Below are 14,035 nucleotides of genomic sequence, written 5' to 3'. Positions count from 1 at the left end.
ATGACGGCTCCGGACGGGCGTCAAGGGGGTGCGCGTTCAGTTTCTGAAGGAGCAACGGCCCTGATCCGGCCGGGAGTTGGGTGTGTACCGCTTCTGACGTGAAGTCTTGACGGCTTGGCGGGGCGTCAGTTAACTCACGCCGTGAGGTAAGTCCTGAGAGGTCAAGTCATAACAGCCGCACCAGAGCCGAGGGAAGGTCCATGCGAAGAACCGCCCTGCTCGTCTCCGCCACCCTGCTGACCGGGCTGCTCCCGTTCGCCGTGGCGGGCCCCGCCTCCGGAGCGGACGATCCCGCCCCCGTGCCCGTCGACAGCTTCGAGGGCGAGATCCCGTTCGCGAACCCGCCCGCCGAGGGGATCTTCACCTGGGGCAGCGACACGGACGACCCGCCCACGCTGGAGCTCGCCGCCCGGGACGACGCGCCGCAGGGCGAGAAGGTCCTCTCCGGTACGTACGACATCAGCGGCTACGGCGGCTTCACGCACGACTTCGCCTTCGACAAGCCGGCCCACGACTGGTCGGCCCACCGGGGCATCCGCTTCTGGTGGGAGGGCCGGAACAACGGCAAGAAGGTCAACTTCGAGCTCAAGGACGGCGGCGCCAACGGCGAGGCCTCCGAGCTGTGGACCACGTCCTTCACCGATGACTGGACCGGCTGGAAACAGCTGGAGATCCCCTTCACCGACTTCACCTACCGCACGGACTACCAGCCCGTCGGAGGCATCGACCAGGTCCTCGGCCTCACCGGGATGTGGGGCTACGCGCTCACCCTCCCGGTCGGGAGCGCGGATCAATTCGCCATGGACGGCGTCGAGTTGTACGGCAAGGCCGACCAGGCCCTGCGCGCCAACGTCGTCACCGACGCGGCCGTCCACCCCGTCAAGGAGGGCCGCTCGGCCGCCGTGAGGATCACGGTCGCCACCACCGGCTCGGCGCCGATCGAGGAGCCCGTCACCGTCGCGTACGAGACGGCCGGCGGCACCGGCGAGTCCGGCAAGGACTACACCCCGGTCAAGGGGGAGCTGACCTTCCCGGCGGGCACGGCCTCCGGCGCCTCGCGGACCGTCACCGTGGCGACCCTCCGTGACAAGGCGGGGGAGAACGCCGAGACCGTCCCGCTGAAGCTGGCGGTCACCGGCGCGAAGCCGCCCGCCGAGAACCCGCAGATCGTGATCGACGCCCACGGACTCCCGTACCTGGACCCGAAGTTGCCCGTGAAGAAGCGGGTCGTCGATCTGCTCTCCCGGATGTCCCTCGCGGAGAAGGCCGGCCAGATGACCCAGGCCGAGCGCGGCGCGCTCACCACGCCGGGTGACATCGCCGCGTACGACCTCGGCTCGCTGCTCTCCGGCGGCGGCTCCACACCGACACCGAACACGCCCGAGGCCTGGGCGAAGATGATCGACGGCTTCCAACTCCGGGCGCAGGCAACCCGGTTCCAGATCCCGCTCATATACGGCGTGGACGCGGTGCACGGCCACAACAACCTCGTCGGCGCCACGATCATGCCGCACAACATCGGCATCGGTGCCTCGCGCGATCCCCAACTCGCCTACGAGGCAGGGAAGGTGACCGCAGCCGAGGTCCGGGCCACCGGCATCCCGTGGGACTTCGCGCCCTGCCTGTGCGTGACGCGCGACGAGCGCTGGGGGCGGACCTACGAGTCGTTCGGTGAGGACCCGGCGCTCGTCGAGTCCATGGAGACCGTCGTCCAGGGCCTCCAAGGGGCGCCCAGCGGCAAGGACTTGAAGAGGAACGACAAGGTCCTCGCCACCGCCAAGCACTTCGTCGGCGACGGCGGCACGGAGTACGGCTCGTCCACGACCGGCACGTACACCATCGACCAGGGCATCACCAAGGTCACCCGGCAGGAACTGGAAGCCGTCCACCTCGCGCCCTACCAGGACGCCGTGGACCGGGGCGTCGGCACGGTCATGCCCTCGTACTCCTCGCTCGACGTCCTCGGCGACTCCGAGGGCCCGGTGAAGATGCACGCGGACGCCGCGATGATCAACGGCGTCCTGAAGGACCGCATGGGCTTCGACGGCTTCGTGATCAGCGACTGGCAGGCCATCGACCAGATCCCCGGCGACTACGCGAGCGACGTCCGTACGTCCGTCAACGCGGGCCTCGACATGATCATGGTCCCGTACGCGTACAAGGACTTCCACAAGACGCTGTCGGACGAGGTGACCGCCGGCCGGATCTCCGGCAAGCGCATCGACGACGCCGTGTCCCGCATCCTCACCCAGAAGTTCAGGCTGGGCCTCTTCGAGAAGCCGTACGCCGACACCAGCGGGGCCTCGGCAATCGGCTCGGCCAAGCACCGGGCCGTGGCCCGCGAGGCGGCCGCCGAGTCCCAGGTCCTGCTGAAGAACGCGGGCGGCGTGCTGCCGCTGAAGAAGTCGCAGAAGGTGTACGTCGCCGGGTCCAACGCCGACGACATCGGCAACCAGGCCGGCGGCTGGACCATCACCTGGCAGGGCTCTTCCGGGAAGATCACGGACGGGACGACGATCCTGGAGGGCATGCGGAAGACCGGGAGCGCGGTCACGTACTCCAAGGACGCGTCGGCGCCGACGGGCGGCCATGACGTGGGTGTCGTGGTCGTCGGCGAGACCCCGTACGCCGAGGGCGTCGGAGATGTCGGCAACGGCAACGACCTGGTGCTCTCCGCTGCCGACCGGGCCGCCGTCGACAAGGTGTGCGGCGCCATGAAGTGCGCGGTGCTGATCGTCTCCGGGCGGCCCCAGCTCGTCGGCGACCAGCTGGGCGACATCGACGCGCTGGTCGCTTCCTGGCTGCCGGGCACCGAGGGCGACGGCGTCGCGGACGTGCTGTACGGGAAGCGGGCCTTCGCCGGTCAACTCCCGCTCACCTGGCCGAAGTCGGAGGCCCAGCTGCCGATCAACGTCGGCGACTCCTCGTACGATCCGCAGTTCCCGTACGGATGGGGGCTGACCACGCTGACCTCCGTGCCGGGCGGTGGCACCAGTGCCCTGAAGGCTCTCGCCGTCGCGGCCGCCGTGGCCGAGAAGGCCGGGTCCGGGACGGCCGGGCGCGCGATCGTCACCAAGGCGCGGCTGCTCGTCCAGCAGAAGATGGGGCAGACGATCACGGCGGCGAGCGCGAAGCCCTTCGCCGACGCCGATCACCTGCTGCTGACCGGCCGGTACGGGCAGGCGGTGGCGAAACTGACGGCGGCGTACAAGGCCGCCTGATCACTGCCTGTTCACTGCCGACGGGCCCGTCGGCCGAGGGATCCTCGGCCGATGAGCCCCTCGGCCGAAGGATCCCTGGTGGGCGGTGCTGCGCGCGGCGTCGCACCGCCCACCAGGCACGGGGTGCCCGGCCGGCACGAGGTACGTTTTCGGGCGCCCAGGAGTAGCTTCGAAGGTATGAAGGCCGCACAGACCCTCAGCCGAGGACTCTCCGTACTCCTGATCGCGTTCGCGGCCTTGGCGGTGCTCTCCGTCGGGGCCACGGGCGCCCACGCGGCGACGGACGTCTCGACGGTCGCCGACGCCCTGAAGAAGAGCCCCGTGTACGTCGACCCGTCGATGTCCGGGCAACTGTCGTCGGCGGACGCCGACGCCCTCGCCGAGAAGATCGAGAGGGCCGACAAGCCGGTCTTCGTCGCCGTGCTCCCCGCGGACTTCCCGAAGCAGGACGTCTTCCAGAACCTGCGCACCGCGACCGGCGTCACCGGTTTGTACGCGATCCGGCTCGGCGACCGGTTCGACGCGAAGGCCGACGCCTCGGTCCTGTCGCAGAGCGGTGTGAAGAACCTCGTCACCAGCGTCCGGGGCGAGGACACGAAGACCCAGCTCGACGACTTCACCGACCGGGCCCTCGCCAACGTCGGCGGCTCGGCGCCCAGCGGCTGGAGCGAGGGCGGGGGAGGCGTGGACCCGGGCGCCCTGATCGGGGTCGGCGCGGTGATCGTGGCGGGCGGCGCCGGCGCGTACACCCTCGTGCGCCGCAACCGCCGCAAGAAGGAGGCGGAGCGACAGGCCGCGCTCGACAAGCTGCGCGTCGTCGTCGACGAGGACATCACCGCCTTCGGAGAGGAACTCGACCGGCTCGACTTCCACCCCGCGGAGGCGGGCGCGGACGACGCCATGCGCGCCGACTACGAGCGCGCCCTCGACGCCTACGACAAGGCGAAGTCCTTCATGGCCGCGGCCACCCGCCCCGAGGAGGTACGGGCCGTCACCCAGTCCCTGGAGGACGGGCGCTTCTCGCTCGCCGTGCTCGCCGCGCGCCGCGAGGGCCGGCCCGTTCCCGACCGCCGGGCCCCCTGCTTCTTCGACCCGCGCCACGGTCCGTCGGTCGCCGACGCCACCTGGACGCCGTCGGGCGGGGCGACCCGCGAGGTGCCCGTCTGCGCCGCCGACCAGGTCCGTCTCGCCGACGGCCACGACCCCGCCGTCCGCGAGGTCGACACGGACACCGGCCGCCGCCCCTACTGGGAGGCGGGCCCGGCGTACGGCCCCTGGGCGGGCGGCTACTTCGGCGGCGGCATCCTGCCCGGCCTCCTCGTCGGCACGATGCTCGGCTCCATGATGGCCAGTCCGTCGTACGCGGCCGACTACGGCTCCGGCTACGGGAACTTCGGCGGCGGAGGATACGAGGGCGGGGACGTGTCCGGCGCCGACTTCGACTCCGGTGACTTCGGCGGCGGCTTCGGAGGCGGTGACTTCGGGGGCGGCGGGGACTTCGGAGGGGGTTTCTGAACCCGTTGGCTTCCGCTGAGACCCTTGGCTTCCGTCCGCTGGAGCGGCCAGGGAACGGGCATGGGCCCGGCGCTCTGCGGCACCGGGCCCATGGACCTCGTACGAAGAAATGAGGCGGACGTCAGAGAGTCGACGCCGCCGAGGCGATGGCCGACGCGAACGTCGAGACCTCGCTGTAGACGCCGGGGGCGTTGGGCCGGGCGCAGCCTATGCCCCAGCTGACGATGCCGACCTGGATCCAGGCGCCGGCCGCGTCCCTGCGGAACATCGGGCCGCCGGAGTCGCCCTGGCAGGTGTCGACGCCGCCCGCGGTGAAGCCGGCGCAGATCTCCTCGCTCGCGACGAGCCCGCTGTAGCCGCTGTAGGAACGGCAGGTGGCGTCGCTGACGAACGGCACGGTGGCCTTGAGCATGTAGCGCTGCTGCCCGCCGCCCTCGGAGGCCGCACCCCATCCGGCGACGGTGAAGTTGCCGGTGTTGTACTGCGTGGTGGTGGCGATCTTCAGGGTCGGCAGGTTGATCGGCTGGGCGAGCTTGATGAGCGCCCAGTCCTTGCCGGTGCCGTTGTAGCCGGGGGCCTGAAGGACCTTGGTGGACCTGACCTGGACCCGGCCGCTGGTGTTCTGGAGGTCCACGACTCCGGCGGTGGCCGTGATGCTGGTGTTGTTGCCGGAGCCGCTCACACAGTGCGCGGCGGTGAGCACGATCTGCTGTGTGTAGAGCGCGCCGCCACAGCCCATGGAGAGCCGGACCATGAACGGGAACTCGCCCTGCGCGGCGCGGGTTCCGCCGACCACGGGCGCCGGGGCGGCCTGTGCGTTGGAGACGGGCTGAAGGCTGACGACCGCGAGGGCGGCCGCACCGGCGACCGCGCATCTCTTGAGGGCCTTGAGGAGGTTCTTCAACGTGATGCCTTCCGTGGGGGGTTGACATACGAGCTGGTGGAACCGGATGCGGATGCGGCAGAAATGGCAGGCACATGCCAAGGAATGCGACAAATAATCGCGTTTGCTGGCATGAGCCGGTCAATTTCTGTTGAGGGATTATGTGAACGCTGTGAGTGCCGCCACAAGGGGTGAAATTCGGCCGCCCTTATCCGGTCAGGCCGAGCTCCCCGCCCCCGGCACGACCAGACCCGTCTCGTACGCCATGACCACCGCCTGGGTCCGGTCGCGCAGCCCGAGCTTCGAGAGCACCCGGCTGACATGCGTCTTCACCGTCTCCTCGCCCACGTGCAGACGCCCGGCGAGCTCGGGATTGGACAGCCCCTCGGCGAGCAGCCGCAGCACCTCCGACTCACGCGGAGTCAGAACCGCGAGCGCGTCCCGGCGCGGCGCCCTGGGCTTCAGCCGGGCGAACTCGGCGATCAGCCGGCGCGTGACCCCGGGCGCCAGAAGGGCCTCCCCGGCGGCGACCACGCGTACGGCGTCGAACAGCCGCTCCGCGGTGACGTCCTTGAGGAGGAAGCCGCTCGCTCCGGCGATGAGGGCGTCGTACACGTGCTCGTCGAGGTCGAAGGTGGTGAGGATCAGCACGCGGGGCGGGTGCGTGAGTGCGGCGTCGCCCATGAGTTCCGCGGTCGCCCGGATGCCGTCCGACACCGGCATCCGTACGTCCATCAGCACCACGTCGGGCCGCTGCTCCCGGCACACCCGGACCGCCTCCGCGCCGTCCCGCGCCGTGCCCACGACCGTGAAGTCCGGCTGGGTGGCGAGGAGTCCGGCGTACCCGGCGCGGACGACCTCGTGGTCGTCGGCCACGACGATACGGACGGGGTGGGCCTCGCTCGGCACATCGGCCGCCGTCTCGGGGGCGGCGCCGGCATCCGTCCTCGCGACCGCCTCGGGGGTGGCTTCGGGGGTTGTCATGCGAGGGCCTCCGCCCGTACGGGTAGGCGTGCCTCGACCAGGAAGCCCCCGCCCGGTGCGAGGCCGGTGCGCAGGGTGCCGCCCACGGTCGCCGCGCGTTCGTGCATGCCGAGGAGGCCGTGCCCGACGCGGTCACGGTTCGCCGGGGCCGCGGGATCGTTCGGGTGCGCGGGGTCGAAACCGGAACCAGGTTCGGGTCCAGGTCCGGGGCCGTTGTCGCGTACGCGGAGTTCCAAGTCGTCCGTGCCGTACCGGAGTTCCACGTCGACGGCGGCGCCCGGAGCGTGCCGGCGGGCGTTCGTCAGGGCCTCCTGGACGATGCGGTAGGCGGTGACCTCGATGCCCGGGTCGAGCGGGGCGACCGTGCCACTGACGATCAGCCGGGTACGGGAGCCCGCGGCCTCCCGGGAGTCGTCGACCAGCTCCATCAGCTGGCGCAGGCCCGGCTGGGGGCGCCGGGTGACCCCCACGTCCGCGTCCTCGCGCAGCACGCCGAGCAGCCGGCGCATCTCCGTCAGCGCGGCCCGGGCGGTGTCCCCGATGGCCAGCAGCCGGGTGGCGCCGTCGGCGGGCAGCCCCTGGGTGGTCAGCCGGGCGGTCTCGGCCTGTACGGCGATCATCGAGATGTGGTGGGCGACGACATCGTGCAACTCCCTTGCGATACGGGCCCGTTCACCCCGTGCCGCATGTTCGAGCAGGGTGTCGGCGAAGGCCCGTTCCGTGGCGCTGTGTGCCTGCGCGGCCGTCCGCACATGCCGGGTGATGCCCGTGGCCGCCACGGCGGAGCCGAGCGTGGCGACCAGAACGGCGACGACACGGACGGTGGAGTCGGCGGGGTCACCCGCCGCGGCCAGCGCGAGACCGACGTACGGCAGCACGAGCAGACCGCTGAGCAGTGGTGACCCCGCCCGGCCCAGCGCATGGACGGTGATCAGCTGGGCCGCCACCCCAGCGACGGTGAGGGCACGGAAGGGTTCCAGGGCCAGGACACAGGCGGTCGTGAGCGCGACGGCCGCTGTGCCGCGGATCGGCGCACCGCGCTCCGGCGCGAGGACGAACCCCACGGGCAGCGTGGTGCACAGCGCGAGCAGCAGGGCCAGCGCCAGATTCCCGCGCAGCCCGGCCGCGCGGACCAGGATCTCGGCGGAGGCGAGGACCGCGAGGCCGACGGAGAGCACGACGGGGGAGAGGGACCCGGCACCGGCGGCACCGGCGGAGAACAGGGCCGAGGAGCCGGGGCGTGCCGCGGGGGAGAGGAGGCGAACCGCTCGGCCGAGAGCGAGTGCGCCACGGCCGGGGGCCCGTACGTCAGGGCCGCGGGTGCCTACGCCGTGCCCGTCGGCGACCGCGCCGCGCTCGCGCGACCGCGGCGCGCGGGAGGCGGCGGCCCGGCGCGGCCCCGACGGCCAGGGCCGACGCAGCCCCAACTTCCAAGGTGGGCACGGCAGTTCCGCGGGTCGAGGGACCGCCCGCCCTGTCGTCACCTCGTCGGCCTCGTCCACGTCCGCCATTCTGCCGCCGCCCGCGCCGGACCGCGTCCCCCAGGTCAGCAGTGCCGTGTCCCTCGCGTGGGGGATGCCGTCCCCCGGGCCGGGGGCGGCGAAGACTGCTCCCGGGCGGGACGACGCCCCATGCCGTGGTTCCCTAGCCTCGCCGGCATGGACGCAACCATCGAAGTCCGGGACCTCCGCAAGAGGTTCGGGCAGACCGTCGCCGTGGACGGGCTCTCCTTCACGGTCGAACCGGGCCAGGTCACCGGCTTCGTCGGCCCCAACGGGGCGGGCAAGTCGACGACCATGCGGACCGTGCTCGGTCTGGACGCCCCCGACACGGGGCACGCCCTCATCGGCGGGCGCCCCTACCACGCCCTGCGCACCCCGCTGTTGGAGGTCGGCGCGCTGCTCGACGCCGCCGCGCTGCACCCGGCCCGCCGCGGCCGCGACCACCTGCGCTGGCTGGCCCACTCGCACGGCCTGCCCATGCGCAGGGTCGACGAGGTCCTCGAACAGGTCGGCATGGAACAGCCGGCCCGCCGCAGGGCCGGCGGCTACTCGCTCGGCATGCGCCAGCGCCTCGGCATAGCCGCCGCACTCCTCGGCGACCCGCCCGTGCTCCTCTTCGACGAACCGGTCAACGGCCTCGACCCCGAGGGCATCCAGTGGATCCGCGGCCTGCTGCGCCGACTGGCCGCCGAGGGCCGAGCCGTCCTCGTGTCCAGCCATCTCATGAGTGAACTCGAAGACACCGCCGACCACTTGGTCGTCATCGGCCGGGGGCGCCTGATCGCCGACACGGCCGTCGCCGACCTGCTGGCCGCGGCGTCCGGCGACCGTGTGGCCCTGCGCACGAGTGCTCGTACGGAGGCGATGGAACTGCTCGCCCGCAAGGGCGGCACGGTCGCGGTGACCGGCCGCGACACCCTCACCGTCACCGGTCTGCCGCCGGAGCGGATCGTGGCGCTCCTCACCGAGGCCGGAATCGCGTTCGCGGAGGTGGGCTCCCACCGGGCCACCCTGGAAGAGGCGTACATGGAACTGACCCGGGACTCCACGGAGTTCGTCTCCGCGGTGGACGGCGAGGTCGCGCGATGACGTCCTCCTCGACACCGCCCTCACTCACTCCCCCGACACCTCCGGCACCCACGCCGAGAACCCCGTACAAGTCCCGGCTCCAGCCGGGGCGGGACGGGTTCGTACGGCTGCTGCGCGCGGAGTGGAGCAAGTTCTGGACCGTACGGAGCTGGCTGCTGGTCCTCGTGCTGGCGGCCGCCGCCACGGTCGTGATCTCGCAACTCGGCGCGAGCGGCGCCGTCAACGACTCCAACAGCCGGGTCCGCATCGTCTCCGCCCCCGACGGCACCCGCGTGGACGACACCTTCCGCCTCGTCCACCGGCCGCTCAGCGGGGACGGCAGTGTCACGGTCCGCGTGTCCGGCATCGAGGGACGCGAGGGCAGGTCGCCGGAGCCGTGGGCGAAGGCCGGCGTCATCGTCAAGTCGAGCTCGAAGCCCGGCAGTTCGTACGTGGCCCTGATGGTGACCCCGGACCACGGCGTCCGTATGCAGTGGGACTTCACCCACGACGAGCAGGGCTCGTCCGCCGGCGCGCGCTGGCTCCGGCTGACCCGCTCGGGCCAGGAGCTGACGGGCTACGAGTCGCCCGACGGCCGCGAGTGGACGAAGATCGCGACCGTCCGCCCGGCGGACCTGCCGAGGACGGCCCGGGCGGGACTGTTCGTCGCCTCCCCGGCGCACACCATCCTGCGCCGCTCCTTCGGCGGCTCCTCCGCGACCGCGGGAATCGCGACCGCGACGGCGGCCTTCGACCACGTGGAACTGCGTGGCGACAGCGCGCGCCCGTCCTGGAGCAGCACCGATGTGGGCGCCCCCGACCCGGACGACCCGAGGCTCCCGGAGTCGGGCCCGGCCCGGCCGATCCCCGGCAGCACACAGGTCACCGGCGACGGCGCCTTCACGCTCACCGGCCAGGGCGACATCGCCCCGGACCAGACCGGCGGCGACACCGTCCAGATGAGCTTCCAGGGCGTCTGGGTCGGCGTCCTGTTCATGGTGGCGCTCGGCGCGCTCTTCATCACCGCCGAGTACAAGCGCGGCATGATCCGTACGACGTTCACGGCAAGTCCGCGCCGAGGACAGGTTCTGGCGGCGAAGGTCCTGGTGATCGGGGGAGTGACGTTCGCCGCGGGGCTCGTGGCGGCGGCCCTGGCGTTCCCGCTCGCCCAGGACACGCTGCGCTCCAACGGCTTCGGACCGCCCGCGTTCCCGGAGCTGTCGATGCTGGAGGGGGCGGCCCCGCGGGCGGTCGTCGGCAGCGCGCTCCTGCTGTCCCTGGTCGCGGTCCTCGCCCTGGCCGTGGGGTCGCTGCTCCGCAGCAGCGCGGGCGCGATCACGGTGGTGGTGGTCCTGGTGATCCTGCCGCAGATCCTGGCGTTCGCCCTCCCGCTGCCGGCCTCCGAGTGGCTGCTGCGGCTGACCCCGGCGGCGGCCTTCGCGATCCAGCAGGGGGTCACCTACTACCCGCAGGTGGACCACCACTGCCTGCCGGAGACCGGCTGTTACCCGTTGACTCCCTGGAACGGCCTGGCGGTGCTGGTCGCGTACGTGGCGGTGGCGCTGGCCCTCGCGGTCTGGCGCCTGCGCAGGAGGGACGCGTGAGCCGCCCGCGGGCGTTGCGACCGCTGCACGCCGAGTGGACGAAACTCCGTACGCTGCACAGCAGTTGGTGGCTGCTTGCGGCGACCGCGGTCCTCACGGTCACGGTCGGCGCGGCCACGGTGTCCGCCGTCGGCACCGGGGCGTGCCCGTCGGCGGCCGCCTGCCACGAGGACACCGTGAAACTGAGCCTGACGGGTGTCTGGCTGGGCCAGGCGACGGCCCTCGTCCTCGGCGCGCTGTCGATGGGGGCGGAGTACGGCACGGGCACGATCCGCACGACACTGACGGCGATACCGCGCCGGGTGTCGCTGCTGGTCGCGAAGGCTGTGGTGCTGGCCGCCATGACGGCGGCGGCGGGAACGGCGGCGATCCTGGGTTCCCTCTACGCGGGCCGGCTGATCCTCCCCGGCAACGGCTTCACTCCGGAGGCCGGCTACCCGCTCCCGTCCCTGGCCGACGGCCCCACGCTCCGCGCCGCCTTCGGGTCGGTCCTCTGCCTGACCCTGACAGCCCTTCTCGGCCTCGGCCTCGCGGCCCTGCTCCGGGACAGCACGGGCGCCATCACGATGGGCCTGGGCCTGCTGTACGCCATCCCGCTGCTGGCCGACCTCCTGGGCGACCCGAGCTGGAGGGACCGGCTCGAACGCTGGGCCCCGATGCCGGCGGGCCTGGCCATCCAGGCGACCCGGGACCTCTCCCGCCTCCCGATCGGCCCATGGCCGGGCCTCGGGGTACTGGCGGCGTACGCGCTCGGGTTGCTGGTGGTCGCGGGCGCGGCCTTCAAGGCCCGTGACGCCTAGGAGCCCCCTGAAGGGCAGAAGCTCGCGTGCACCCGTGCCTTCGAGGGGCGCGGGGAACTGCGCGACCAGCCCCCACCCACTCGCAGCCGACACCCATACGAATGGGCCCCCAACGGCTCAGCGAGCCGGATCCGGCAGGGCCAGCCATTCCTTCCACGACAGGTCGCGTCCGATGAACCGCGGCCGCTCGAAGGGCCACGCCTCACCGATCCACCGCGGCACGAACGCGTCGAGATCCCGCTCCAGTTCGGTGCCCACCCGCTCGTCGACGACCCACCAGGAGATCTCGGCGTCGGCACCGGCCTTCTCCGGCGGATCGATGTAGACGCATCCGTACTCGACGCTCTCCGACTCGTCGAACAACACGTAGTTGAACGACTCGTGAGCGGCGATCTCGGCCTCGTGCCGCTCCAGGTCCGCAAGGTTCGCCTCGTACGTGATCGTCGCGGCGGGCCATCCCCAGGCCTCCCCGAAGATGGACCACAACCGCTCCCGCGACCCCATCACCGTCGGGTAGTCGATCGCGGCGTCGCCCCCGGTGATCGGCCGCAGATGGTGCCCACCGGGCACGTCGACGCGCGGCGGATGGACGAAGTCAGCGGGCAGCCAGGTCATCCCCGGAGGCTAACCGCCCGCCCGCCGACCCGCACCGGGTTATTCCGTGGGCTGCCCGAGGGGGCGCCCACTGTCGTCGGTGTGGACGCCGTCCGCATGGGCGCCGGTGCTCGCGCGGACCGTGAGGGCCCCCGCTCGCCGCGCGGCCCCTCCCGCCACGAGGGCGAGCCCCACCAGCACGACACTCACCCACACCGGCGAGCGGTACCCGAGACCCGCCCCGATCGCGAGCCCGCCCAGCCACGGCCCGAGCGCCCCGCCCACGTTGAACGCGGCCGTGGCGAAGCCACCCGCCAGGGACGGCGCGTCGGTGGCCTCGTACAGCACCCGGGAGATCAGCGTGGACCCGACGCCGAACGACAACACGCCCTGTACGAAGGCGAGTACGACCGCGGCCACCGGGTTCCCGGCGGTCAGCCCGAGGAGGCCCCACCCGACGAGCAGGGCCACGCCGCCCCCGACGAGGACCCGGCCGGGCCGGGCGTCGGCGATCCGCCCGGCGACGGCGACCCCGACGAACGAGCCGAACCCGAAGAGCGCGAGCACGAGGGGCACCCAGGCCTCTCCCAGCCGGGCGACGGAGGTGACGAGCGGTGCGAGAAAGGTGAAGGTGCAGAAGGTGGCACCGTTCACCAACGCCCCGAGAAGCAGGGCCACTTGGAGTCGGGGCGCGCGAAGTGCCCGCACCTCGCCGCGCACACTCGCGCGAGCGGCCCCGGGCACCCCGCCCGGCACGGACCGCACGATCGCGAAGAGAGCCGGCACGGAGAGGACGACCACGGCCCAGAAGGCGGCCCGCCACCCCCACAGCTGCCCGAGGACGGCACCTCCCGGTACCCCCGCCACACAGGCGACGGTGACCCCGCCGAGCAGCACGGACGTGGCCCGCCCCTTGGCATCGGCGTCGACCATCCCCACGGCGGTCACCACGGCGACCGCGAGGAACCCGGCGTTGGCGAGCGCGCCCACGACCCGGGTGACCAGCAGCACGGCGAAGCTGTCGGTGACCGCCCCGACGACGTGGACCACCAGGAAGGCGCCCAGGAACCCCAGCAGCGCCGCACGCCGGGACCAGCGCCGCGCCAGTACGGCCATGAGCGGCGCCCCCACGACCATCCCGGCGGCGAACGCGGAGGTCAGCGATCCGGCCGCCGGTACCGAAACCCCCATCTCCCGCGCGATGTCCGGCACCAGCCCGGACAACATGAACTCGGAAGTCCCCTGAGCGAAGACAGCGAGCCCCAACAGATACAGCCCGAAAGGCATGACAGAACTCCGTACACCCGAAAACGAACATGGCAGGCTGCACGGCGTTCCGGTGACGGGCACGGTGACGACAGTGACAAGGGCAGGAGCGTGTACGCGCTTGACCGCGACGCTTCAGCCGGACATCCCGAGCAGCCACCGGAGAGCCGGTGGCCGGAGTCTTGACGCCTCGGGGCTGGACATGGGGGCAGGCTAGTGACGCCCGACCTGCCCGGTCCACTCAATTGCCGGAGAACCTCTTCGCGAGGTCGCGGTGCCAGTCCGCGGCCTGCTTCGCCTCAGTGCCGCTGATGGCCGATCCCGGCGTGAGGCCCAGGTGTTCGACGGTCTCCGCGAGCCGCAGATGCTCGCGCCCCGCGTGTTCACGGCAGGCGAGACAGGTGACGCTGTCCGGACGAGGAGAGGTCATCGCGTACGGCACCCGCAGTCCGCACCCCGTGTCGACAACACTCGGCAAGTCACCGGCCAGGCCGAACGTGGACGCCAGCACATTGCGGACAGCGGAGTCGCCCCGGGCCACTTTCGACTCGACATGGATGTGCGGATCACGACCGTGTTCGTCCATGTGCCCTCCTCT

General features: G+C 72.1%; 11 protein-coding genes. 5 read left to right on the top strand and 6 right to left on the bottom strand.

Annotated elements, in window-relative coordinates:
* Positions 1-200: 200 nt before the first annotated feature.
* Positions 201-3,221: a glycoside hydrolase family 3 protein gene (locus OG718_RS18605; RefSeq protein WP_328844631.1), complete on the top strand. Its 3,021-nt coding sequence runs from the start codon at positions 201-203 to the stop codon at positions 3,219-3,221.
* A gap of 177 nt (positions 3,222-3,398) precedes the next feature.
* A complete protein-coding gene (locus OG718_RS18600) occupies positions 3,399-4,736 on the top strand; it encodes a hypothetical protein (protein WP_143640613.1) in 1,338 nt (445 codons plus the stop codon).
* A gap of 121 nt (positions 4,737-4,857) precedes the next feature.
* Here the strand turns inward: OG718_RS18600 and OG718_RS18595 are convergent, their stop codons facing one another.
* The 3 genes from OG718_RS18595 to OG718_RS18585 form a co-directional block, all read right to left on the bottom strand.
* Positions 4,858-5,640 carry a serine protease gene (locus OG718_RS18595; protein WP_143640614.1) on the bottom strand — a complete coding sequence of 261 codons (783 nt, stop codon included), beginning with the start codon at positions 5,638-5,640 and terminating at the stop codon, positions 4,858-4,860.
* A 195-nt stretch (positions 5,641-5,835) separates the two neighbouring features.
* Positions 5,836-6,603, bottom strand: coding sequence for a response regulator transcription factor (locus OG718_RS18590; RefSeq protein WP_328844630.1), 768 nt, complete (start codon positions 6,601-6,603; stop codon positions 5,836-5,838).
* Positions 6,600-8,105, bottom strand: coding sequence for a sensor histidine kinase (locus OG718_RS18585; RefSeq protein WP_328844629.1), 1,506 nt, complete (start codon positions 8,103-8,105; stop codon positions 6,600-6,602). The genes OG718_RS18590 and OG718_RS18585 overlap by 4 nt, the downstream gene beginning before the upstream one ends.
* A gap of 156 nt (positions 8,106-8,261) precedes the next feature.
* Between OG718_RS18585 and OG718_RS18580 the strand changes: the two genes are divergently transcribed.
* Genes OG718_RS18580 through OG718_RS18570 form a run of 3 tightly spaced genes read left to right on the top strand, consistent with a single transcriptional unit; the run spans position 8,262 to position 11,577 of the window.
* Complete coding sequence (locus OG718_RS18580) at positions 8,262-9,194, top strand: ABC transporter ATP-binding protein (RefSeq protein ID WP_143640617.1); 933 nt, start codon at positions 8,262-8,264, stop codon at positions 9,192-9,194.
* On the top strand, positions 9,191-10,777 hold the full coding sequence (locus OG718_RS18575; protein ID WP_328844628.1) for an ABC transporter permease subunit: 1,587 nt from the start codon (positions 9,191-9,193) through the stop codon (positions 10,775-10,777). The genes OG718_RS18580 and OG718_RS18575 overlap by 4 nt, the downstream gene beginning before the upstream one ends.
* Positions 10,774-11,577, top strand: a complete 804-nt coding sequence (locus OG718_RS18570; RefSeq protein WP_328844627.1) for an ABC transporter permease subunit — start codon at positions 10,774-10,776, stop codon at positions 11,575-11,577. The genes OG718_RS18575 and OG718_RS18570 overlap by 4 nt, the downstream gene beginning before the upstream one ends.
* A 117-nt stretch (positions 11,578-11,694) precedes the next feature.
* On the opposite strand, the gene OG718_RS18565 is transcribed toward OG718_RS18570, so the two are convergent.
* The 3 genes from OG718_RS18565 to OG718_RS18555 all read right to left on the bottom strand — a co-directional run bounded on the left by OG718_RS18565 (position 11,695) and on the right by OG718_RS18555 (position 14,023).
* On the bottom strand, positions 11,695-12,192 hold the full coding sequence (locus OG718_RS18565; protein ID WP_143640619.1) for an N-acetyltransferase: 498 nt from the start codon (positions 12,190-12,192) through the stop codon (positions 11,695-11,697).
* Between the two features lie 39 nt (positions 12,193-12,231).
* A complete protein-coding gene (locus tag OG718_RS18560) occupies positions 12,232-13,458 on the bottom strand; it encodes a Cmx/CmrA family chloramphenicol efflux MFS transporter (RefSeq protein WP_328844626.1) in 1,227 nt (408 codons plus the stop codon).
* A 220-nt stretch (positions 13,459-13,678) separates the two neighbouring features.
* A complete protein-coding gene (locus OG718_RS18555) occupies positions 13,679-14,023 on the bottom strand; it encodes a hypothetical protein (protein ID WP_143640621.1) in 345 nt (114 codons plus the stop codon).
* Positions 14,024-14,035 lie beyond the last annotated feature (12 nt).

The sequence above is a fragment of the Streptomyces sp. NBC_00258 genome (assembly GCF_036182465.1).
Classification (GTDB): Bacteria; Actinomycetota; Actinomycetes; order Streptomycetales; family Streptomycetaceae; genus Streptomyces.
The sequence above is the reverse complement of the archived record's forward strand: the minus strand, read 5'-3'. Positions and strand labels throughout refer to the sequence as shown.